Annotated in this window: 23 protein-coding genes; 15 read left to right on the top strand and 8 right to left on the bottom strand. The window is 59.0% G+C overall.

The window, feature by feature from the left end; genetic code table 11:
* The first annotated feature begins 1 nt into the window (after position 1).
* The 14 genes from ACNPP0_RS01500 to ACNPP0_RS01435 all read left to right on the top strand — a co-directional run bounded on the left by ACNPP0_RS01500 (position 2) and on the right by ACNPP0_RS01435 (position 14,398).
* The gene (locus ACNPP0_RS01500) at positions 2 to 1,072 is read left to right on the top strand and encodes a rhamnan synthesis F family protein (protein ID WP_189371414.1); all 1,071 of its coding nucleotides are present in this window, start codon (positions 2 to 4) and stop codon (positions 1,070 to 1,072) included.
* Positions 1,073 to 1,157: 85 nt separating this feature from the next.
* A complete protein-coding gene (locus ACNPP0_RS01495; RefSeq protein WP_104142563.1) occupies positions 1,158 to 1,949 on the top strand; it encodes an ABC transporter permease in 792 nt (263 codons plus the stop codon).
* A 26-nt stretch (positions 1,950 to 1,975) separates the two neighbouring features.
* Positions 1,976 to 2,719 (top strand): ABC transporter ATP-binding protein, encoded by a 744-nt coding sequence (locus tag ACNPP0_RS01490; protein WP_448704822.1) that lies wholly within the window; start codon positions 1,976 to 1,978, stop codon positions 2,717 to 2,719.
* Positions 2,720 to 2,766: 47 nt separating this feature from the next.
* Positions 2,767 to 4,599, top strand: a complete 1,833-nt coding sequence (locus tag ACNPP0_RS01485; RefSeq protein ID WP_448704821.1) for a glycosyltransferase family 61 protein — start codon at positions 2,767 to 2,769, stop codon at positions 4,597 to 4,599.
* Between the two features lie 50 nt (positions 4,600 to 4,649).
* Positions 4,650 to 5,090: a sugar 3,4-ketoisomerase gene (locus ACNPP0_RS01480; RefSeq protein WP_104142560.1), complete on the top strand. Its 441-nt coding sequence runs from the start codon at positions 4,650 to 4,652 to the stop codon at positions 5,088 to 5,090.
* Complete coding sequence (locus ACNPP0_RS01475) at positions 5,087 to 6,187, top strand: DegT/DnrJ/EryC1/StrS family aminotransferase (protein WP_448704820.1); 1,101 nt, start codon at positions 5,087 to 5,089, stop codon at positions 6,185 to 6,187. The genes ACNPP0_RS01480 and ACNPP0_RS01475 overlap by 4 nt, the downstream gene beginning before the upstream one ends.
* An 11-nt stretch (positions 6,188 to 6,198) precedes the next feature.
* Complete coding sequence (locus ACNPP0_RS01470) at positions 6,199 to 7,152, top strand: glycosyltransferase (protein ID WP_332609549.1); 954 nt, start codon at positions 6,199 to 6,201, stop codon at positions 7,150 to 7,152.
* Between the two features lie 267 nt (positions 7,153 to 7,419).
* Positions 7,420 to 8,874 (top strand): CDP-glycerol glycerophosphotransferase family protein, encoded by a 1,455-nt coding sequence (locus tag ACNPP0_RS01465; protein ID WP_332609548.1) that lies wholly within the window; start codon positions 7,420 to 7,422, stop codon positions 8,872 to 8,874.
* A complete protein-coding gene (locus ACNPP0_RS01460; RefSeq protein WP_332609547.1) occupies positions 8,868 to 9,386 on the top strand; it encodes an adenylyl-sulfate kinase in 519 nt (172 codons plus the stop codon). Before ACNPP0_RS01465 ends, ACNPP0_RS01460 begins: the two co-directional genes overlap by 7 nt.
* Positions 9,383 to 9,958, top strand: coding sequence for a hypothetical protein (locus tag ACNPP0_RS01455; RefSeq protein ID WP_448704819.1), 576 nt, complete (start codon positions 9,383 to 9,385; stop codon positions 9,956 to 9,958). The genes ACNPP0_RS01460 and ACNPP0_RS01455 overlap by 4 nt, the downstream gene beginning before the upstream one ends.
* Positions 9,955 to 10,686: a formyltransferase family protein gene (locus tag ACNPP0_RS01450; RefSeq protein ID WP_448704818.1), complete on the top strand. Its 732-nt coding sequence runs from the start codon at positions 9,955 to 9,957 to the stop codon at positions 10,684 to 10,686. The genes ACNPP0_RS01455 and ACNPP0_RS01450 overlap by 4 nt, the downstream gene beginning before the upstream one ends.
* Positions 10,679 to 13,093: a PEP/pyruvate-binding domain-containing protein gene (locus ACNPP0_RS01445; protein ID WP_448704817.1), complete on the top strand. Its 2,415-nt coding sequence runs from the start codon at positions 10,679 to 10,681 to the stop codon at positions 13,091 to 13,093. Before ACNPP0_RS01450 ends, ACNPP0_RS01445 begins: the two co-directional genes overlap by 8 nt.
* Entirely contained in the window at positions 13,083 to 13,682 is a 600-nt protein-coding gene (locus ACNPP0_RS01440) for a gamma-glutamyl-gamma-aminobutyrate hydrolase family protein (RefSeq protein ID WP_104142551.1), read from the top strand. Before ACNPP0_RS01445 ends, ACNPP0_RS01440 begins: the two co-directional genes overlap by 11 nt.
* Positions 13,679 to 14,398 (top strand): phosphocholine cytidylyltransferase family protein, encoded by a 720-nt coding sequence (locus tag ACNPP0_RS01435; RefSeq protein ID WP_332609543.1) that lies wholly within the window; start codon positions 13,679 to 13,681, stop codon positions 14,396 to 14,398. The genes ACNPP0_RS01440 and ACNPP0_RS01435 overlap by 4 nt, the downstream gene beginning before the upstream one ends.
* Before the next feature lie 76 nt (positions 14,399 to 14,474).
* Here ACNPP0_RS01435 and ACNPP0_RS01430 read toward each other — a convergent pair whose 3' ends face one another.
* The 4 genes from ACNPP0_RS01430 to lipA form a co-directional block, all read right to left on the bottom strand.
* The gene (locus ACNPP0_RS01430; RefSeq protein ID WP_448704816.1) at positions 14,475 to 16,271 is read right to left on the bottom strand and encodes a DUF2142 domain-containing protein; all 1,797 of its coding nucleotides are present in this window, start codon (positions 16,269 to 16,271) and stop codon (positions 14,475 to 14,477) included.
* A gap of 25 nt (positions 16,272 to 16,296) precedes the next feature.
* Positions 16,297 to 16,635 (bottom strand): EamA family transporter, encoded by a 339-nt coding sequence (locus tag ACNPP0_RS01425; protein ID WP_332609541.1) that lies wholly within the window; start codon positions 16,633 to 16,635, stop codon positions 16,297 to 16,299.
* Positions 16,632 to 17,630, bottom strand: coding sequence for a glycosyltransferase family 2 protein (locus ACNPP0_RS01420; protein WP_332609540.1), 999 nt, complete (start codon positions 17,628 to 17,630; stop codon positions 16,632 to 16,634). Before ACNPP0_RS01420 ends, ACNPP0_RS01425 begins: the two co-directional genes overlap by 4 nt.
* A gap of 243 nt (positions 17,631 to 17,873) precedes the next feature.
* The gene (lipA, locus tag ACNPP0_RS01415; protein ID WP_046802961.1) at positions 17,874 to 18,884 is read right to left on the bottom strand and encodes a lipoyl synthase; all 1,011 of its coding nucleotides are present in this window, start codon (positions 18,882 to 18,884) and stop codon (positions 17,874 to 17,876) included.
* Positions 18,885 to 19,099: 215 nt separating this feature from the next.
* On the opposite strand from lipA, the gene ACNPP0_RS01410 reads away from it, so the two are divergent.
* Positions 19,100 to 19,912, top strand: a complete 813-nt coding sequence (locus ACNPP0_RS01410; protein ID WP_448704815.1) for a LacI family DNA-binding transcriptional regulator — start codon at positions 19,100 to 19,102, stop codon at positions 19,910 to 19,912.
* Positions 19,913 to 20,030: 118 nt separating this feature from the next.
* Here the strand turns inward: ACNPP0_RS01410 and ACNPP0_RS01405 are convergent, their stop codons facing one another.
* From ACNPP0_RS01405 to ACNPP0_RS01390, 4 genes are all read right to left on the bottom strand, one after another.
* Complete coding sequence (locus tag ACNPP0_RS01405; protein ID WP_448704814.1) at positions 20,031 to 20,750, bottom strand: tetratricopeptide repeat protein; 720 nt, start codon at positions 20,748 to 20,750, stop codon at positions 20,031 to 20,033.
* Positions 20,747 to 21,397 carry a lipoyl(octanoyl) transferase LipB gene (lipB, locus tag ACNPP0_RS01400; protein WP_448704813.1) on the bottom strand — a complete coding sequence of 217 codons (651 nt, stop codon included), beginning with the start codon at positions 21,395 to 21,397 and terminating at the stop codon, positions 20,747 to 20,749. Before lipB ends, ACNPP0_RS01405 begins: the two co-directional genes overlap by 4 nt.
* Positions 21,398 to 21,416: 19 nt before the next feature.
* Positions 21,417 to 21,689, bottom strand: a complete 273-nt coding sequence (locus tag ACNPP0_RS01395; protein WP_006216435.1) for a YbeD family protein — start codon at positions 21,687 to 21,689, stop codon at positions 21,417 to 21,419.
* 117 nt (positions 21,690 to 21,806) lie between these two features.
* Positions 21,807 to 22,673 (bottom strand): D-amino acid aminotransferase, encoded by an 867-nt coding sequence (locus tag ACNPP0_RS01390; RefSeq protein ID WP_448704812.1) that lies wholly within the window; start codon positions 22,671 to 22,673, stop codon positions 21,807 to 21,809.
* Positions 22,674 to 22,768 lie beyond the last annotated feature (95 nt).

Here is a 22,768-nt window from a genome sequence, read left to right as displayed (position 1 = left end):
CATGGCGTTCAGCAAGTACCTATCCGCGTTGCAACGCGCCCGCCGCCTTGCCGCTTCCGAAGGCGGCGTCCTGCCGGCCGCAGCCAGAGCGATACGCCTGTTCAAAAGCGGCGGCCTGCGGGGAATCAAGCAAGCCTTGTCGGCGCCTGATGCTGCGGCAATCGCAGCGGCAGCGGCGGCAGCGAGTCGTGGCAACCGCCCTGACGACAACGACGACTTTGCATTCGAAATCCCGTTTGCGCAGCCAATTGAGCGCGATGAGCGCCGCGCCTGCGCCATCATCCACGCGTTCTACCCCGAACTATGCAGCGAAATGCGCGGCTACCTGGCGAATGTTCCCGGCCAGTTGGATCTATACATTTCAACCACCTCAGAACAAAAGCGCCAGGAAATCACGGCGGCTTTTGCCGGCTACTGCAAGGGTTCAGTCGAGGTCCGGGTTTTTGAAAATCGCGGCCGCGATATCGCGCCAAAACTGTACGGGTTTGCTGACGTCTACGATCGTTACGATCTGGCCCTCAGCCTGCACACCAAGAAGTCCCCGCACGGCGGCACGCCGTTAGCCGACTGGCGGCACTATCTGTACGAGCACTTGCTAGGTTCGCCGCAAATCGTGGCATCCATCTTTGAACTGCTCAAGCACGACCGTGTCGGCATGGTCTTCCCGCAGCATCTGTTCTATCTACGCCCGATCCTCGGCTGGGGCGCAAACTTCGCGTCCTGCCGTGCTCTGCTGCGCAAGATGGGGGTAGAGATCCACGAGGGAATCTACCTGGAGTTTCCGACGGGTTCGATGTTTTGGTGCCGGACCGATGCGCTGCGGTCCCTTCGCAATCTGAACCTCCGCTTCGAGGACTTCGATGGCGAAGCTGGACAAATCGATGGCACCCTGGCTCATGCCGTTGAGCGAGCCTTCCTGTACGCCGTGGAAGCCAGTGGCTACCAATGGGCGAAGGTCGCACTGCGGGAACAGTATCCATTGCCCGACACATTAATTCCCGTGAACACACCTGCGGACCTGTCACCGGGCCTGAAACGGGTGCATCGGCCCTTGCTGTCTGAACGCCCATGACGATCCTGCCGCGCTGCCCGCACTCGTTGCTCACGCTGTTCCCCTATTGACCCGCTAACGCGCCTACTAAGTCTTTAACCCCAAAATGTTTATAGTCAACGCCCTCGCAGACATCGCCACGGCACTGAAGCGTTACTCGCTTGTCGGCACGCTAGGTTGGCAGGATGTACGCCAACGCTATCGGCGTTCATCGCTTGGCCCCTTCTGGCTGACAATCAGCATGGGGGTCATGATCGGCACCATCGGCATCGTCTTCGGTCAGATCTTCAAGTCACCCACCGACGAGTTCCTGCCCTTCCTGGCCATCGGCCTTATCTTGTGGGGATTCATCTCAACGGTCATCACTGAGGGTTGCACGAGCTTCATCGCTGCTGACGCGGTGATCAAGCAGTTGCCCATCCCCCTCACCGTGCACGTGTTTCGTCAGTTGTGGCGCAACATGATCATCCTGGCACACAACATCGTGATATTCCCGCTGGTGTTGATTGCGGTCGGAAAGCCCCTGACATGGGACGCCTTCCTCGCCATTCCGGGATTTCTGTTGTTGCTTTTGAATCTGACGTGGATATCCCTGCTGCTGGGTGTGCTCTGCGCCCGCTATCGTGATATTCCGCAGATTATCTCCAGCCTGATGCAGGTGATTTTCTACCTGACACCCATCATGTGGCTGCCCAGCCTGCTGCCCCAACGCGCTGGCACCTACATGCTGACAATGAATCCGTTCTATCACCTGCTGGAAATCGTGCGAGATCCTCTGCTGGGTCACGCACCTGATGCTCAAAACTGGCTGGCGTCCCTGGTCCTGGCGGTGGTCGGCTGGCTGGTCACGCTAATGCTCTATGGCCGTTATCGCCGCCGCATCGCCTACTGGCTTTAAGCTCTTTTTTACAGATTCTGGCTACCATGGCAACTATCCATTTCGACCAGGTATGTGTCGACTTTCCTATCTACAACGCCAGCGCGCGATCACTGAAGAAGCGCCTCTTCCAGGTCGCGACCGGAGGCCAGATCAGTGCAGACCAATCGGGTCGCGTGGTCATCAGGGCGTTGGAAAACCTGAGTTTCAATCTGAACCACGGTGATCGCGTCGGCCTGTTAGGCCACAACGGCGCGGGCAAGAGCACGTTGCTGCGCGTGCTAAGCGGCGTGTATGCGCCGTCCAGTGGTACGGCGAAGATCGACGGGGAAATCGGTTCGCTGATTGACATCGGTTTCGGTATCGATGCTGAATCCACCGGCCGCGAGAACATTTTCTTGCGTGGCGCGTTGCTTGGGCTCGATCGCGCATCCATCAAGGACAAGGTAGAAGAAATCGTCGAGTTCTCGGAACTCGGCGACTTCATCGACATGCCCATCCGCACCTATTCCGCCGGCATGCACTTGCGCCTGGCATTTTCGGTATCGACCGTCATCCGCCCGGAAATCCTGTTGATGGATGAATGGCTGTCTGTTGGTGACGAAGGGTTCAAGGCCCGGGCCGAGCAACGCCTGAATGAACTGGTTGCCTCTACCAGCATCCTGGTCATCGCCAGCCATTCCAAGGACCTGATTTGCCACACTTGTAATCGTGTTCTATGGCTTGAGCATGGCCGGATCAAGATGGACGGAGCGCCGCAGGAAGTCACCCAGGCCTACTTCGGCTATTGATCCGTTCAACAAGGACCTACGCGCCTCGGCGCTCACGCATCGTCTAGATGATCATGCCATTAACGCGAAAACTCAAGAGCATTGCCCGCGGCTTTGTGAACAAGCTGACGGCGAAGGCTAAGGGCCCAGCCATTGCCGACTTTTTCGATGCCGATTGGTACCGCACTCAGGCACCCGGTCTTGATTCGGTAAAGGATCCGCTCGCGCATTATTTGGCCAAGGGCGTAGAACTGAATCTGAATCCCCACCCGCTCTTTGACACCGGTTGGTATCTGCGGCAGTACCCCGATGTTGCAAGCGCCGGGCTCAACCCGCTTTTGCACTATATCGATTCGGGTGCAAAAGAAGGCCGCAGCCCCAGCGCGTATTTCGATGCGCCGTGGTATGCACGCAAGTACCCGTTTGCGAGCTTGACAAAGGGCGGTGCGCTCGCGCACTTCCTGCACTCTGGCGCCCGCACAGGCTGCAATCCGAACCCTTACTTTGATACGACGTGGTATCAGGCCAGGTATCCCGAAGTTGAGAGCTTTGCCCGAGATGCATTGAGCCATTTCGTCTTGGTGGGCGAACGCGCAGGCTATCAGCCGGGGCCGTCGTTCGACCCCCGGTGGTACGTCATGCGCAACCCGGACGTGGCGCAATGGTCGGGGACACCCTTCACGCACTACTTGATGACAGGCGCGCGCGAGAATCGCGCGGCAGTACGTGGCGCCTTTGACTTTCAAACGGGCGCGGCGCTCGCCAGGCAGTTGGCTGCACCCATCGTGTCGGCGGAGAGCATTCGCGCCACGTTGGAACTGCCTGTCGGCAGCGTCCAGGACCTGATCGGCAAACCTGACGGCGCCAAACTAATCTATCTGGCTACTGCACGCAGTGCCGAAGGCCTCTCTGACACGCTCGGGTCTTACCCCGGACTGCCCTATGTCGCATTGCTGCATGACGCCCTGGCTCTGGGCGGCACCCGATACATTGTGGCAGGAGAGAAAATCCGCCACGATGAGACCGCGGCGTTCCGCAATGTAAAGGACGCGGCAATCAAGTATCACCGCGCCAACGTGACGTCTACCGGTAATCTGATGTTGAATTTTCAGCTGAAGCCCGCCAATTGGGTGGACGCCGGAATCGACCTCATGCACGAGTACTCCAACAATTATTTTCACTTTGTGGCCGAGACACTGCCCAGAATGATTCTGGCGGAAGAAGCAGGGCTGCCCGCGGATGTGCCTTATATTGTGGAACGCGACCTGCACGACAATATGTCGATGCTGCTTGCCATGGCCAACCCGTCTGCCCGGCCAATTCTTCCCGTCGAATCCGACACCATGTATCGTGTTGGGGCGTTATATATTCCGTCGGATGTGACATCCGTCGTGGACTCTTACGAGGCGGGCGATGCTGGCCGCTTGTCGTGCCTGGATGTGCCCCGAATCCGCACCGCCGTCGCACGTTGCAAAGCGGCCGTCCCGTCGCGCGGCGCGGCGCGGAAGCGCAAGATCTATGCGGGACGTAGTGGTGGTCTGCGCCAATTGACGAATCAGCAGGAATTGGAAGGGGCCCTTGCAGCGCGCGGGTTCGAGATCATTCGCACCGACGGCCTGGACATCAAGACGCAGATTACGATTTTCCGTGACGCCGAAGTCATCATCGCCCCGACAGGCGCACAATTGACCAACGTAGTATGGGCCGAACCCGGCACTCAGGTCATTGTGCTGGCGTCTGACCACCCCAGTCACCAGCTCTATTTATGGGAGCTGCTGGGCAGGGTTTCACAAGCCCATGTGACATGCGTTGTCGGCCCCCGTGCTTTTGTCCGCAACGACAAGTACAGCGTGCATGACGATTATTCGATTAACGTTCAGAACGTTCTCGATCTGATCTAGGCCTAATCGTAGCAATACAAAACTGATGCTATAGACACAAGAGACACGATATGATTTCTAAACCCTCGCAGTCGCTTGATGATGCAATCCAGCTCATCGATCTTACGAAAATTTCGGATCCTCGGGGCAACCTCACGTTCGTCGAGGCGAACAAACACGTTCCGTTCGATATTCAGCGCGTCTATTATCTGTACGACGTGCCAAGCGGCGAAATGCGAGCCGGGCACGCGCACTACAATCTGCAGCAGCTGATCATCGGCATCTCGGGCAGTTTCGACCTGCTGCTGGATAACGGCTACGAGAAACGCACCATTACGTGCAATCGCCCTTTCCAGGGCGTACTGATGAAATCGCTGGTCTGGCGCGAATTGAATAACTTTTCTTCGGGCGCGGTGTGCCTGGTGCTGGCCTCGATGCATTACGAAGAATCCGACTACATCCGCAACTATGCGGACTTCCTGAAAGTTGTCGCTGAGAAAAACCCATCATGATCTCTTTTTTCGATATCAATGCCGGCCACGCAGAGCTGGGCAATGGCCTGCATGACGCCTTCAAGCGCGTGCTGGAAAGCGGCAGCATCATCATGGGCGCCGAACTCAAGGCCTTCGAAGACGAGTTCGCCGCCTATTGCGGCGTGAAGCACTGCATCGGCGTCGGCAACGGGCTGGATGCACTGGCGCTGGCGCTGCGCGCGCGCGGTATCGGCGCTGGCGACGAAGTGCTGGTGCCGTCGCAGACGTTCATCGCCAGCTGGCTCGCCGTGTCCATGACGGGTGCCACGCCGGTGCCGGTTGAGATCGACATCAACACGTACGGCATCGATGCCTCGCTGCTGCGCCGCCACGTGACGCCTCGTACCAAAGCTATCATGCCGGTGCACTTGTATGGATCTCCTGCCGACATGGATGGCATCAATGCCGTGGCCAAAGAGTTCGACCTCTTCGTCCTGGAAGATGCAGCACAAGCGCATGGCGCCTATTACAAGGGCAACCGCGCGGGCGCACTCGGGCATGCAGCAGGTTTCAGTTTCTACCCCAGCAAGAACCTCGGCGCGTTGGGCGACGGCGGTGCGATTGTCACCAATGACGATACGCTGGCAGACGAGATGCGTCGCTTGCGCAATTACGGCTCGACGAAGAAGTACGTGCACGAAGTCGCAGGCGTGAATTCCCGCCTGGATGAATTGCAAGCGGCAATCCTGCGCTTGAAACTGCCCGTGCTGGATCACGGCAACGAACGTCGCCGCGCCATTGCAGACCGCTACACCGCCGGCCTGCAAGGGATTGCCGATCTGCACACGCCCAAATCGGTCGACGGCGCAACCTCGGTCTATCACCTGTATGTAGTCCGCACCAGCAAGCGCGACGAGTTGGCGGCCTATCTGAATCAGCAAGGCGTCACCTGCCTTATCCACTACCCAATCGCTCCGCACCGGCAGGGGGCTTACGCCGACTTGAAGATTCCGGCCGACAGCTTGCCATTGGCCAATCAAGCGGCTGCCCAGACGCTGTCGCTGCCGATCTGGCCGCAAATGCCCTTCGCCGCTGTGGATGAAGTCATCGAGTACATCAAGAAATTCATGGGCTGAACGGGTATTCCATGAACGCCCCTCTCGTCTCGGTGATCATCCCTGTGTTCAATCAGGGAGAGCTGGCGGTGCAGGCCATTGATAGCGTGTTGTCGCAGCGCTATCCGCACATCCAGACCATCGTCGTGGACGATGGCTCGACGGACGGCACCGCCGATCTGATAGCAGGTCAGTTCGGCGACCGCATCACGCTGATCCGTCAGGCCAACAAAGGGCCCAGCGCAGCGTCGAACGCCGCGCTCGCTGTCGCAAAGGGAGAGTTCATCGCTCTGATGGGCGGAGACGATATTTCCACCCCCGACCGCCTGGCGCACCAGGTTGAAATACTTACGTCGGGTGAATGGGATATCGTTTTTTCCCAACCGACGCTGATAGACCAGGAAGGCAAGACCCTTGATGACGCGGGATATCCGGTGTTTTTCCAGCCACGCCGGCATAAGCCTGTCTTCGTTAGCCTGTATTTCGACGACAACTATTTCTGCGCCCCATCGGCTACCATGCACCGCGCTGTCGCAGAGGCAGTGGGTCCGTTCCATGAAGGGCTGATTCAGCTGCAAGACTATGATTACTGGCTGCGCGCAAGCGGCCTGGGCTACCGCATTGGCTTGTTCGACCATCGGGTCGTGAAGTACCGTCGGCACGTCGGCAATCTCTCAACGAACCAACGTGATTTCGCCAGTCGCGCTGAAATTCCGGTCGTCCTTAAACGCGCGTTGCGCCTTGCGCAGCCCGAGGTCATCCGTCCGCAGTTTCCCGGCCTGCTGCTGCCCGTCGTGAACCCCAAGCAGCCGCTGTCGCCCTTCGAGCAAAGCACGCTACTGCTGGCCCATCCGCGTGAAGAAGTCCGCCTGGCAGGTATAGATCGCGCAATTTCCTTGTTGGACGATCCCACTGAAACCCCATCCCTGCACGGCGGCGTCGACCTATTCCGCTTTATCTATACAGCCGGACAAGAACAGCATTGACGCGTCTGGGTCGTCGCACCCCATCCAATCCTAGCTTGGCCCTCGCTTCACCTTTCTGCAGCGTGCTCACGCTGTTCACGGCGATTTCTTACACCACTATGAAAACGCCCGTCAACGACACGTTTCGTGACGCTATCCGCTGGCATCTTCGCGGGTGGCCACGCTATACTCCGCAAAAAATAGACTGGCATGACAAGTGCTGGCGTGCATTTCCGCACCGGCGCGGGCTGCAGCCGCAGCCGAAGCATCCTTTACCGCCGACGCCTTATGAATGCATTGCAATCCCTACGCATGCTTCGAGACAAACTCCTGGGTCTCGGACAAACGACGAACAAACTGGATCGGCTGGATGCGCAAGTGAACCAGCTCACGGACCAATTGAACACGGTCGCCGCTCGGCTCAACCAAGTCCCGGATCAGCTAAGCTCCATGGCGGATCGACTGAACTCGTTAGCGGACCAGCTGCGTGCGGTTGATGAACGCGCAGCGCTAGCCCAAGATCAGATCGCGGCGGTGCAAGCAGACGTCTCACGATTGCCCCAGCAACAAGACACCGCGCTGGACGTGCTTGCCAATCGCATTGGTACAGCCACTGGCGCGTTATTCGGGCGGCATGCAAACCTGTTTCACGCTCGGCCTCCCCGGGCGCCCGAAGCGCGTCACACCGACGCCAACATTATTGAACGCGTTGCCTTCCTGGTGCATTCGAAAGAGCTGCTCAATCACTATGCCTGCATCTGGGACCTGATGCCCGAAGGCAGCTTCGATGTGCTACTGCATGGCAATGAGGGCCTGCCAGACGACGCCGATCTGGCGCGTTGGAATTGCGGCGTCAAGACCACGCAGGTCTTGCTTGATGAGGGCAAGGCCTACCGCTATCTGGTCTCCAACCATCCTGTGTCGGATGACGGCGAACCGTTGATCAAACGCCTTGCCGAAAACAACATCCGCTTTATGTACGCTGCCGGAAAATCCCGGTGGAATCTATCTAGCTGGAATCAGCTGTACGAAGTCATTTTGTGTTTTGGCCCCTACCACGCGATCAACTTTTCGCATGCGAGCAACGCAGCCATCGTGCAGATGGGTTATCCGCGATTCGACCGTTATTTCAATGACAATGTCGACCATGAGGCTTTAGCCCGGTCGCAGGGCTGCGACCCCGCCAAACAGACTGTCGTCTGGCTGCCCACGCAAGGCGCTCTCACGTCTCTGGGGCACTTCGATGCCGAGATCAGCGCGCTCACGAATCGCTATAACGTCATCGTGAAGGTGCATCCGCTGACTCCTATCGCAGAGCCCGAACGAATTGCCGCGCTGAACCAGCTGAGCTTTACCCGGATCATCTCCGACTCTGAAGATAATCTGCCGCTGTACCAACTGGCGGACTATATGTTGTTCGACTACGGCGGCCCGCCGATGGCGGGCATTTATGCCGACAAACGCATGGTGCTGCTGAACGTGCCGGACGCCGCCGACGACGCTCTGACAGGAGATGACTCCCCGGACGTCACGATCCGCAAGCAACTGATCAACGTCAACGCGGAAGATAACAGCCTGGCCACGCTACTGGCAGACGATAGCGTCTGGAGCACGCAACAGCATGCTCGGCGCACGCTACGCAGCTTGTACTTTGCGCCTCACTACGGTTTTTCGTCGCATGTCGCGGCGCAGACGCTTCTCAATTTGGACAAGCTCCTGCCGAACAGGTATCTGACATGGTGATTTGGCTAGTGGGGTTATCTGGGTCGGGAAAGACGACGCTGGGCCGCGAAATGGCGCGGCAATGGAGAGCCGCCAAGGCAAACACGGTGCTGCTCGACGGCGATGAAGTACGCGAAGTCTTCGCCCATGACCGCAATGATGACGCCTACACCGTAGCCGGCCGGCGAATCAACGCCGAACGTATAGCCGCGCTATGCGAGATGCTGGACCGGCAAGGCATCAACGTCGTGTGCTGCATCCTGTCCCTGTTCCCCGACATGCGCGCGGCCAATCGCCACCGTTTCAGTCGGTACTTCGAAATATTCATGGACGCCGACATAGAGGCGTTGACGTTACGCGACACCAAGGGGCTGTACCGCGCAGCAAACGTTGGGACACAGCGCAACGTTGTTGGTGTCGACATTCCCTTTCCTCGCCCTGCCACCGCCGATCTGACCATCTGCTCATCGGGCGATTGTCCAAACATCGTCGAGCTGGCGCGCCGTACCTTGGAACAGGCAGGCGCACTATGACATCTCCAAACGCCCTGCGCTACGAATACGCTACCGGCGAGCTGCTGGACTCGCGCAATACGTACTCGTACACGGCTTATCACGGCACCGATTTCCTGGTGGCCTGGCGTCAACATCGCGACATCTCCCTGCGATCATCCTCGGATGCTACGGCCCCCAACTGCAAGCCACAACCACACGGTGCGACGGCACTGCTGTTGCGGAATGTGCAAACCCGGCTCACCGACGGGGAGGCTCGCGGTCAAGCGCTTGCGACGTTGAACCATGTTTTGCAACGATTCGAAGTCACCAAGCGCATCCACAGTGAGTACAACGCAAATTGGCGGCCAGTGAACCCGCAGGATTACCACGATCTGGACCTGTACCTGCTTTTTGCGCAAGCCCTCGATCAGGCCTACGCCCTGACCCGTGGGCTGCAGTATCTGAACGGATTGTTGAAGTGCCTGGATACGCTGACCGCCTACCTGCCTGCGCTGAATAGCAAGCAGATAGGGAACCTGCAAGCGCTAGTGCGTGCAGAGCGGGCGCACGTGGAGACACTGCGCCTTCGACTAGACGGGAGGGCAGCATGATTCTCCACAAGGTCGTAATGCTGGCCGCGCACACTGCCAGATCCCAGGCCTATATCCAGACCTTGGTGGCCCAGGATCTGCTGCCTGCCAAGGTGATCCTGCTGGCGCCTCCGGAGAATACGTCACCCAAACAAGCCAAGCCCCAACCAGACGTGCCCGGCTTGATGTTGCCGAATCTGGATGAGTCCATCATCGCCACTTGCGCACGCGCCAGCATCCCCACCGTGGAAATCGGCACGCGCGACATCAATAGCATGGAGGTCGCGGAAGCGACCTCCGCCGCACAGGCGGACGTCGTCATCTACTCCGGCTACGGCGGACAGATTGTCGCGGATCATGTGTTGGCGTTGGGACCAGTATTCCTGCATATGCACTCAGGGTGGCTACCTGCTTATCGGGGCAGCACCACGTTGTATTACGCACTGCTCAATGGCGACCCCCCGGCCGTTTCCGCCCTGCTCTTAGACAAGCATATCGACACTGGGCCCGTAGTGGCTCGTCGGGAGTACCCCAAGCCCCCTGCGAACATTGACGTCGACAGCGTCTACGACGCCGCGATACGCGCGGACCTGCTTGCGCGGGTGCTTAACGATTACGCCACATCGGGTGAGCTTTCTGGCGAACGCCAGCAAGCAACGCCCGACACAAGCCCCTACTACGTCATTCATCCTGTGCTTAAGCACCTGGCCCTACTCTCCCTCGCTTCGCAGCACTCCAACGATGGTTGAACGCCCAACGTCCCACGCCAGTCCGCCCACCCTGTTCGCGTTCGGCACGAAAGCGGAAACGCTACAGCGGCTGCAAGCAATGCTGCAGCATGCTCGCGTTCCTGACTTTCTGTTCTTTTCGTTGAAAGAATGGCACACCAAGCGGGATGCCGTCGTCGCGCGCGTGCTATCAAAATTCGATGGCGTCCCGTTGGCCGTGCGCAGCAGCGCATTGATCGAAGATGGCGCTCGTCATTCGATGGCAGGAGCGTTCCTGAGCTTGCTAGACGTGGACGGCTCGTCGCCGGATGCGGTGGCAGACGCTATTGACCGGGTAGCGCAATCCATGACGGGCGATTCGCGCGATCAGGTCCTGGTGCAGCCGATGATCGGTGATGTCGCGGTCAACGGCGTCATCATGACCTACGACATGGTCCACGGCACCCCCTACTACTGCATCGATTTCGATGATGAAAGCGGTCGCACGGATACGGTTACTGGCGGTAGCGCCATCAACAAGGGGCTTTTCGTCTACCGCCATACCGCGCCAGAGTATCTGCGCTCATCCCGCGTCTCACGCTTTCTTGAACTAGCGCGCGAGCTGGAAACTCTCTGCCAATACGCCGCGCTGGATATTGAGTTTGGATTGAGCCGCGACGGACAGCTTTATCTATTCCAGGTCAGACGCATGTCAATGGCCGGCCAATGGCACCCGGTGACTGAGCGCCGCGTGGAGCGGCAGTTGGCTTTCGTTGAGGAATTCGTCCGCGATTGCTCGTTGCCCCGGGCGGGCATCGTAGGTGATACGACCGTGCTTGCGATAATGCCGGACTGGAACCCCGCCGAGCTTATCGGCACAACGCCCAAGCCGTTATCTGCGTCGCTGTACCGCGAGATGATTACGCGTTCGACCTGGCATAAGGCGCGCGCAGCGATGGGCTACCGCCAACTGCATGACGCGGAATTGATGGTGCAGATCAATGGCCATCCGTATATCGACGTGCGACTGAGCTTCAACTCATTTCTGCCTGCCGCTGTCAGCGATGACATCGGCATCAAGTTGGTGAACGCTTGGTTAACCCGTTTGAAGAACAATCCGGAGTTTCATGACAAGGTCGAGTTTGATGTCGTGCCGACCTGTCTGGACTTTTGTTTCGATCAGGATTTCACCGACCGCTACCCGTCGGTGCTGGACGCAATTGAGCTGCAGCAGTTTCGCACGGCCTTGCAGGCTCTTACACGGCAGGCCATTGTTCCGGGGCCTGCGTCCACGTTAATCCAGGCGCTGGAAACCGCGAGGGGTCTCGCGCGGAGCGAAGCACCGGCGCTGCGCGGGGCATCCGCACGCACCGCGCTCGCAAGTGCTGGCCGGCTGTTGAATACATGCCGTCAGCAGGGTGTGTTGCCGTTCGCCATTGCAGCACGCCACGCGTTCATCGCTGAAAGCCTGATGCGTTCGGCCGTCCGGCGCGGTGCGTTGACGGCCACACGCCTTGAAGCGTTCAAACGCAGCATCCACACAGTCACCGCCAATATCGTTGGCGAGTACGCCCAAGTCTGCCTCGGCGAATTGTCGCGCGCCGACTTCCTGAGCCGATTTGGTCACTTGCGGCCAGGCACTTACGAGATCACATCGCTACGCTATGACGAGCGCGACGACTTGTTCCAGAACGAAACCCCTACGCTGCCAGAAGTGTGCGTGCGCGAATTCCACCTTGACGAGCAAGAGCGCGAAGCCCTGAATGCGCTGTTGCAGGAAAGTGGATTGGATGTGTTGAATGCAGATCAGTTGTTGGATTATGCGCGCACTGCAATCGCTGCTCGTGAATCGGTCAAATTCACGTTCACGAAGGTACTTTCCGACGCGCTATCACTCCTGATCTCGTGGGGTGAGCAAGTCGGTCTGTCGCGCGATGACCTCGCCTACCTGGACTGGAACGCCATCCAGGACTGCCTCACGCAGCCGCCTATGGACTACCTTGATCGGCACTATCAGCTTTTGGCTGCGAATGCCCGCCTTCACGCGGAATCGTCACACGCGTTCAAACTAGCCCACATTATCTCTGGCGTGCAGGATATCTATGTGGCCACGCTGAACCGTAGCGTTCCCAACTTCGTCGGAACCGGTGCCGCGTCAGGCACTATTGTCGAGGTGACGGCCAAGATGTCGGCACATGCCGATATCGATGGAAGAATAATCTGTATCGAAAATGCCGACCCCGGTTTTGACTGGATTTTCACGCAGCGCCCCGCCGCATTGATCACACGTTTTGGCGGCGCCAACTCACACATGGCGATCCGTTGCGCGGAGTTCGGCTTGCCTGCAGCTATCGGCTGTGGGGATCAGCTCTACTCGCGCTTGGTCGCCGCAGGCACGGCAGAACTCAACTGTGCCGAGAAAATACTGCGAGCGCTTCATGAAAAATGACCGAAGAATCGGCATCTCCATGCGAATTGTGCAAGCCGCAGGCTATATCGAGCCGCGAGACGCCTTGTCCCAGCAGTGGGCCGGCTTCATGGCACAAGCGCTTCCAGACGCGCGCTGGCTACCCATTCCGAATCTCGGTGCTCAAGCCGTGACCACGTTCTGCACGCAATGGGAATTGAATGGCCTGATCCTGAGCGGTGGGGACGACATCGGACACTCGCCAGTGCGTGACGATACTGAGCTTGCACTGTTGGACTGGGCTGAACGGCAGCATGCACCCGTGCTGGGTATCTGCCGAGGCATGCAACTGATGTGCCTACAAGCGGGTGCCGAGCTGGTTCCAGTGCAAGGCCATGTGTGCACGCGGCACGTCGTGTCAGGGGAACGCAGCGGTGAAGTGAACAGCTTTCATGCGTGGGCGCCAGACCGTTGCCCCCCAGGCTTCCGCCCCCTGGCACATACCCCCGATGGCGTGCTGGAGGCCGTTGCACATGACACCATGCGTTGGGAAGGCTGGATGTGGCACCCCGAACGCGAGCCTTCGATAGACGAGCTGGACGTACAACGTCTGCAAAGGATATTTGAATGAGAGCCATCATCCTGGCGGCGGGACGCGGCAGCCGCATGGGCGACATGACGGCGGACCAGCCAAAATGCCTGACCAAACTGAAGGGCATCGCGTTGCTGGACCGACAGCTGGCTGCATTGCGAGAGGGGGGCGTAGATGAAATAGGTATTGTGACCGGATACCGACGGGAGGCCTTGACCGATCGCGGTTTGCACGAATTCTACAACCCCGATTGGAGCCACACGAACATGGTTTCGTCCCTGGCCTGCGCCCAGCCGTGGTTGCTGGACGGCCCGTGCATTGTTAGCTATTCAGATATTTTCTACGACGCCCAGGCGGTCCGATCGCTGATCAATAACGGCAGCGCGTTGGCGCTCACCTACGATCCCAATTGGCTCTCTCTGTGGGGCGCCCGCTTCAGTGACCCGCTATCCGACGCGGAGACCTTCCGGCTGGCTCCGGATGGCACACTGCTGGAGATCGGCGAAAAGCCCCGTACGACGGAAGAGGTACAGGGGCAGTACATGGGGTTATTGCGCTTTACGCCCGACAGCTGGAGCGCCTTGGACGCAATGCGTGGCGCGCTGCCAGCTGACGCGCGCAATCGGATGCACATGACCGGTGCATTGCAGCGTTTGATTCAAATGGGCGGTATAACGATTCACGCCGTGCCATACACCGGCACGTGGGGCGAAGTGGACTCGCAGGAAGATTTGTCCGTTTACGAGTCCGCCTGACTGCTGCAGTAACCCCGCCCGCCCTACGGGCGGGGCACGCTTAACGGTCACGCATTTCCAGCACCAATATAAAACCCTAGTCAGGAATCGGGCAGCCTTCCGTGAGTTTCTTTTTCCCGTCAGCATAGATATACACCAGGCAGCTATTCAAATATCCGTTGGACATTTGTGCCTCCCAGACGCTGACGCCGCCACCTGCCAACGAAATAACCGTCCCCTTGGTGTAAAGCCCTGGCTGAAAGTAGATCTCGGCATATTGATTGTCTTGCAACGTACCGAGGTCAAAGGATTGCCGTATCACTTGACCGGTCACTGACTGCAATTGCAATTCACCAGTGCCCTGGTTCGATCGCGCATAGGTCCCAAAATTAATTCCCAAACCGACCAGCTCGCGTGGGTCACTGAGGTGGCGCTGACTCATCTCTATTGCGATTGGACTCTCCGGACCAAGCGGAGGCGTTGCTCGGACCGCCGCAGTAACGGGCTCGATCGGATTAAACGTCTGATAGTAGCGATTTAGCAGCAAAGACAATGTTGATGTAATGGAAACATAGGCAAGCAGCAGCAGGCCAGCAGTGGCAACTTTCCGAGCGTAACCTTGAAATGTGCCCATCCCCGCAGCCAGAGCATAGGCGATCAGCACCATCGGCAATGCAAAATAGCGGCCCTGTACACCCAAGATCTGATGGGCCGGATGCTTGTTCCACGTCACCAACAGCGCGATGAATGTCAAAAGCACGGCGCTGGCTGCGCATGCTAGCAACAACGCCCGGGCTAGCCACTCGGTACACAGGTTCTTCCCGGAAATGGAAAGCACGCCGATGCCGATAATTAATACGCCGTACAGTCCATAGGCCTCAATGGTAAATGAGGTGTCGAGCCACCCCAAGACACCCACGAACGAATGCCAATAGAATCTTATTAAATCGCGGTCGACCAGTGTGGCGTGCAAAACCCTGAGAAACTGAATCGGGTGTTGCAGATAAAAGCGGATGACCTCCCCGGCACCCGCGCCGACAGCCACACGCTTGTCGAGCGTCGTGCTCATCGCCACGTAGAGCCACGCACCGATAACCGCCAGAGATAATGCGAAAAGGATGAATGCCACCCGCCGTCTGGAATAGAAACCAGCTGCAAGCAACAAGGCCACCATCGGCAGCATGTGAACCCGGCTTGAAATCAGCGCGACCAGTGACAAGGCTAATGCGTACAACAACCATGCGGGCGTCTGCGTACGCTCCCGAGCGATCCGTAAAAATGCCGAAACCGCAAAAATCGTCAGGCTCAGCGAAAGCCCATCAATTGTGGCGGAAGCGAACTGGAACAGGCTCATCGGTAGCACGAGCAGTGCCAGCACCCAAGGATTGGTGGGATAAAGCCGGAATGCCGCAAGGAGCAACAACGCGCTGCACACAATATTCAGGATGCGTGCAAGGTCGTACGAGTCAGCAACGGTCAGATTAGCCATCTCGCCAATACTTAAACCGATTGCCTGGGGCACATAAATAAGCGGCAAATAATAGCCTGTCCCTGGTGCAGCACTGAATTCGGTTTTTCCGCTCCATTTGACGCCATCGGCGGTATACGTCTCTTCTTGCGAGAGCTTGCGCGCGGGCTGGTACGGCAACATGCCATAGGCGCGGAAATACGACAGAAGCCCCGTGTCGACGTGGCCGCCGGAACCATGGCCGGCCGATGGCTCAAGCACAAGCACACCCTTGCTTAGCAGATAGGCGCGCTTGACATGGTCAAACTCATCGGGCGACTGCATCGGGGGTATGACTTTGGCGAACACAATGCATATCAGCACGAATAGGGCCACAAGCCAACGCTGGGTGGTCCTTGCGTTTTGACTGGCTTCAGATTCCAGCATTACTGCACTGCCTCCCAGCGGCATATCAGGACCTCACTGCAATAACAATGCCGGCAGCTATCAACGCGACGCCAACAAAATACTGGGGGTTGAACCTTTCCCCCAGAAATAAATAACTGCCAATCGGCACCAAGACGAATGCCATAGCCATCAAGGGATAAACACGCCCAAGCTCTGCCTTTTGCAGCACCCAAACCCACGCAATAGTCGTCAGCCCATACAGCGCAAATGCCGAACATAGCAGGGTGAGTGTTCCAATATCAAAGAAGCTGCCCGTCTTATGCAGTGACTGGGCACTGAGTTTGAAAAGAATTTGGCCGACCGCGATGCCAATGACACAGATGATGGCTACCAGGATAGTCATTCTGACTCCAATTTTGAATTGGCTTTCCTCGCGATAGCCTTATTGCGCCGATGAAATGGCCGCTTGGGAACGGATGCTATGTCGTACCCGATGAATGCCAAAATAAATTGGACGCCCAGAATCACCGGCAATGCCGCCAACATGACCGTTCCGGCGGGAGCTGACACGCCTGCGTGTGCGTTCCAATTCAGCACGCCGTATCCCAACCCCCAAACCAGCATAACCAACCCCAGGGGTAGCTCAAAAGAGGCCAAAGACATATCACGTAGGTAATAGTTATAAAAAACCCGCTTCCAAAAATTTCGGAAGTGCTTGAGCGCGAATTCACCAATGATTTTGGAAATTTTCAGATTGCTGACCTCGTCACCATACTTTGCATCCATGGGAATATCCACAACCACGGCACGCAACGTATTTAGGCGGAACAACATGTCAGTTTCGAAAAAATACCGATTACTGATCTTTTCGAACGGCAGGTGCTTGACGACATCTCTATGTATCGCCGTATATCCGTTAGTCGGATCAAACAAATCCCAGTAACCTGATGACAGCTTGGTCATGAACGACAGCATGGCGTTGCCAAATGAGCGAATTTTCGGCATTTCGCGAATTTTCTCCAAGTCGAAGAAGCGATTGCCTTTGGCATAATCCGCCTCACCCGCTTGAATGGGGCCAATAAAGTCTGGTATCAACGCCGGATCCATCTGGCCGTCACCGTCGATTTTGACAATGATCTCCACGCCTTCATCCAAAGCAGCTTGGTAACCCGTCAAGACGGCGCCCCCCACCCCACGATTCACGGGGTTACGAAGCACACGCACCCGCGGATCTTCACAGTGCTTTTCAACAAAAGTACCTGACGCGTCAGGACAGCAGTCGTCTACGACATAGATACGCCCCACCTCGGGGCCGATTCCGCCAATAACTCCCAAAATATGCGCGCACACCTTATAGCTAGGAATGACAACGGCGATCTGAGGAACCGAAATCTGCATATCCACGCTTAGTAGTCCCCGGCGGAAAATTCTCAATGTTTGCAAAACCGATGGCGACACAAAAAGCTAGCAGTCGCTCTTATCTGGCTCGGTTCTGGAAAAGGCAGTGCGGATTCTAACGTAGCAGGCCACCCGAATTGCGCACATCAAGGCCGTTCATAATGATTTTATGAAGTGCTGAAATGAAACAAGGGCAAGACACAGCGCGTCCCGCCCTTGTTTAGACCCTGAATTTATAACGGATCAATTCACCCCAGCCGCATGCGCCTGTTCATCCGCATGATACGAAGACCGCACCATCGCCCCCACCGCCGCATGGGAAAACCCCATCGCGTACGCTTCACGTTCAAACATCTTGAACGTATCCGGGTGCACGTACCGCAGCACCGGCAGATGATGCTCCGACGGCTGCAGATACTGCCCGATCGTCAGCATATCCACGTTGTGCTCACGCATATCGCGCATCACCTGCAAGATCTCTTCATCCGTCTCGCCCAATCCCAGCATCAGTCCTGACTTGGTGGGCACTTCCGGATGCAACTTCTTGAATTCGGCCAGCAGCTTCAACGAGTGCATGTAGTCCGAACCCGGACGCGCCTGCTTGTACAAACGCGGCACGGTTTCCAGGTTGTGGTTCATCACATCCGGGGGGCCGGCATTCAGGATGGTCAACGCGCGGTCCAGGCGGCCGCGGAAGTCGGGGACCAGCACTTCGATGCGGGTGGTGGGCGACAGTTCGCGGATGTGGGTGATGCAGTCCACGAAGTGGCCGGCGCCACCGTCGCGCAGGTCGTCGCGGTCCACCGAGGTGATGACGACGTACGACAGCTTCAACGCGGCGATGGTGCGCGCCAGGTTTTCGGGTTCTTTGGTGTCCAGCGGGTCGGGGCGGCCATGGCCCACATCACAGAACGGGCAGCGGCGGGTGCACTTGTCGCCCATGATCATGAACGTGGCGGTGCCCTTGCCGAAGCATTCGCCGATGTTCGGGCAAGACGCTTCTTCGCAGACCGTGTGCAGGTTGTGCTCGCGCAGGATGCGCTTGATGTCGTAGAAGCGCGAGCCTGGCGCGGCGGCTTTCACGCGGATCCACTCGGGCTTTTTCAGGCGCTCGGCCGGCACGATCTTGATGGGGATGCGCGCCGTCTTGGCTTGCGACTTCTGCTTTTGCGTCGGATCGTAGACGGCTTCCGTGGTGGCGGGAGCGGCGGCGGATTCGTTCGGGGGAACAGCGGACTCGGCAAGCGTAGACATTGGGCACCTTCGCAACCGGCGCGCAGGACGGCCCGGTTTAAGACAAAAATGGCATTTTACCCCCGCCGCCGCCTCACGCCTCAAGCGCCGCCTGCCGCACCAACCCGACCGCCGCTTTGCCCCGGACCGGCCGGCTGCTTGTCCGCGTCGCGCGTCGCAGGCTGAGTTATCGTCTTGCCTGGCAATTTCGCTGAATTTCCCCTAAGCCCTTCTCCATGTCCCTTATTTCCCCGCCCCGCCTTGTTGCGCTGATCGCCCCCCGCCTGGATACCGGCCCTGTCGCTCGTGCCGTTCAAGCTTGTGCGGAGCGGCTGGCGGGCGAAGGCTATTTTCTGGCGGCGGGGCCGTGGCACGACGCCGCCACGTTGCCGCAGTTGGCGGCCTTGCAGCCGGCCGCGGCGCTGGTCATGGGCCCGCTGGACGAGCCCATTCTTCGCGCCGGCCTGGCCGCTATGGAAATTCCGGTGGTGGAAACGTGGAGCGCCTCGGTGCACCCGCTGGATACCGCTGTTGTGATCGACAACGAAGAGGCCGGCCGCATGGCCGCGCGCCATCTGGCGGAAAAGCGGCATGCGTTGGTCGCCTGCATCAGCGCGGACAACCCTTGGGAACGCGCGCGACGCCAGGGGTTTATCAGCGCGGCGGCGGCGCTGGGGCTGGATCGGGTTGCGGACATCGTGCAGCCCGAAGTGCTGCAAATGAACGACGGGCGGATGGCGTTTTTGCGACTGCTGGCCACCAACACGATCTTTGACGCGGTGTTCTGCACGTCGGATCTGCTGGCGGCGGCCGCAGTGTCCGAGGCGCACAACCGCGACCTGCACGTGCCGCAGGATGTGGCGGTGCTGGGTTTCACGGATGACGGCAGTGCGGCGCAATGGGCGCAAGGCCTGACGACGCTGGGCGTAAACGCGGCGGACCTGGGCCGCCGGGCAGCGCAGGTGTTGCTCGACCGGCTACAGGGCGAACTGGCTGCCGGCCAGCATCAGACCTTGGAAGTGACGTTCGAAGCTCGGCTAAGCACGTAGAAAAGCGGGGCGCCGGGCGCTATACCGCTGCGATACCGCCCTACCTTTTCGGCCTGCAAACAACGCGGCAAGCCGATAGTCTGTCAACACCTTCACGCCAGCAGAAACCCCAGACCCTTCAGACCTCGTACAACGCCGGAAAGCCCGCGTCTTCCAGCATGGCGTTGGCTTCCTTCAAGAACCCCGGCGTGGCGGTTTCAGGCACGCGGACCAGCCATTGAACGGCTTCCTGCTTCTTGCCGCGCAGCAGCAGCAAGCGCCCCAGATGGAACATGCCCCGGAAATCACCGCCCCCGGCGCAGCGCTGATAGCAATCGAATGCGCGGTCGATGTTTTGCTCGACCACTTCGCCCGCTTCATAGAACCGACCCACCACGCCAATCGATTTCACATGGCCGCCTTGCGCGGCTTGTTGGTACAAGGCCAGTGCCGCCGCCTTGTTTTGCGTGACGCCGCCCCGGCCGGCGCGCAGCATGTGCGCGTAGTTATACATGCCCCAGTCCAGGCCACGGTCGGCGGCCAGCCGGAACCAGTACGCCGCGACGGTGTCGTCGGCCGGCACGCCCCAGCCGTTTTCATAGCAGCGGCCCACCATATTGATGGCCATCGGATGGTCGGCATTGGCGGCGCGCTTGAACCAGGCCAGCGCGGCGGCGGGCTGGCGCGCCACGCCCACGCCGTCCAGCAGCATCTGGCCGTAGATGGTCTGGGCTTCGACCATCCCCATGTCAGCCGCGGCGCCGATCCATGCGGCATAGGATTCCGGCGGCCCTTCGCGCAGCTGGGCCAGTTGTTCCGGCGTGGTGGCGGCGACATCGGCGGCGGTGTAGGTCTTCAAATCGTGCTCCTTCTACGGCGCCAGGCGTCCGCCAGATTTTGCGCCAGCGCGTTGCCCACGTCGGTAGGCGAGCGATGCGCGCCACAGGTCGCCATGTCGACAGTACGCAGGCCTTCGTAGCCGCAGGGGTTGATGCCCAGGAAAGGCGCCAGATCCATGTCCACGTTCAGCGACACACCATGGTAGGCGCGGCCGTTGCGGATCTTGATGCCCAGCGCGGCAATCTTGGCAAGCTCGCCACTGTCGGGGCCCAGGTCAGGATCGGGCACATACACACCCGGCGCGCCGGGTTTGCGACAGGCGCCATTCACGCCATGCTGGGCAAGCGTGTCGATCACCGCGCTCTCAAGCAGGGTGACGTATTCCTTCACGTACATATCCACGCGACGCAGATCGAACAGCGCGTACGCCATGACCTGCCCCGGCCCGTGATAAGTCACCTGGCCGCCACGATCGCAATGCACGATGGGGATGTTGCCGGGGTTCAGCACATGTTGCGGCAGGCCGGCCTGGCCCAGCGTATAGACCGGCGCGTGCTCGCAAAGCCAGATCTCGTCAGGCGTATCGGCGCCGCGCAGCGCGGTGTACGCCTGCATGTCCTGCCAGACCGGCAGGTAGTCCGCCGGCCGCGCGAGCCACTTGATCACGGCGATTCCGATTGCACGATTACAGAACGATGGACACCATCGGATGGCCGTGCAAGGCCTTGTACAGGTTGTCCAACTGCTCGCGCGAGGTGGCGCGCACGATGAACGTCAGGCCCATGTAGTTGCCGCCCTTGCTGGGACGCATTTCGACCGTGGCGGCGTCAAAGCCGGGGTCGAATTGCAGCACGACGTCAGTCAGCGTCTGGGCAAATTCGGGATGCTGCTTGCCCATGACCTTGATGGGAAAGTCGCTGGGATATTCGATAAGCGATTCTTCGGGCGGAATATGCATGAGAGTTACCTAGAGAGGTGGTTGCCCCTGAATGTTCTTATATGGGGGCAAGCTGCGCACAGGCAAGGCCGGCCGAAAGAGCGACGGGCGGCTGCGGCAGCCGCCCGGGACAACGGTTTACAGCGCGGCGATGCGGGCATCATAACCCGCTCGCAACTGCTCAAAAACAGGGCCGGGCTTGCCCGAACCCACCGGCTTGCCGTCCAGCGAAACGATGGCCAGCACTTCCTTGGTGGCGGAAGACAGCATCAGTTCGTCGGCCGATTCCACCTCTTGCTGGGTGATGCGGCGCGACTCGAACGGGATGCCCGCCGCTTCGGCCAGCTCGCCCATCAGGCCATAGCGAATGCCTTCCAGGATCAGGTTGTTCTTGGGCGGCGCCAGCAGCTTGCCACCCGACACCACCCAGATGTTGGTGGACGACCCCTCGGTCAGGTAGCCATCGCGAAACTGCACGACTTCGTCGGCGTTCGCATCCACCGCCTGCTGCTTGGCCAGCACATTGCCCAGCAGCGACACCGACTTGATCTCGCAGTGCAGCCAGCGTTCGTCGGGAATGCTGATGGCGGTCAGGCCTTGCGCGCGCTGCGCGGCGGGCGGCGGGGACCACGCCGAAATCATCCCAAACACGGTCGGCGCGATGGCGGTAGCGGGAAACTGGTGGTCGCGCTTGGCAACGCCGCGCGTCACCTGCACGTACACGATGCAGGTGTCCAGATTGGTGCGCGCCAGCAACTGTTCGACCAGATCGACCCAGCCCGCGCGGTCCATCGGCGGCGTGATGCGCAAGGCGGCCAGGCTGCGGTCCAGGCGATTCAGGTGCTCCGCCATGCGGAACGCCTTGCCCTGGTACACGGGAACGACTTCGTAGATGCCGTCGCCAAAAATAAAACCGCGGTCCAGGACAGAGACTTTCGCCTCGTCGACACGCAGGAACTCGCCGTTGAGATACACCTGGCTTTCGCCCGGCACGCCCGGAATCATGGGGTACTCCTGAAGGATCAAACGTCGCGGACAAGCCCGATGGGATTGCCTGAAAATGGAAAACGGGCGTTTCGCACGAAACGCCCGCTGCTAGC

Source organism: Achromobacter semiaridum, assembly GCF_053543755.1.
This window is presented reverse-complemented; position numbering and strand designations above follow the sequence as displayed.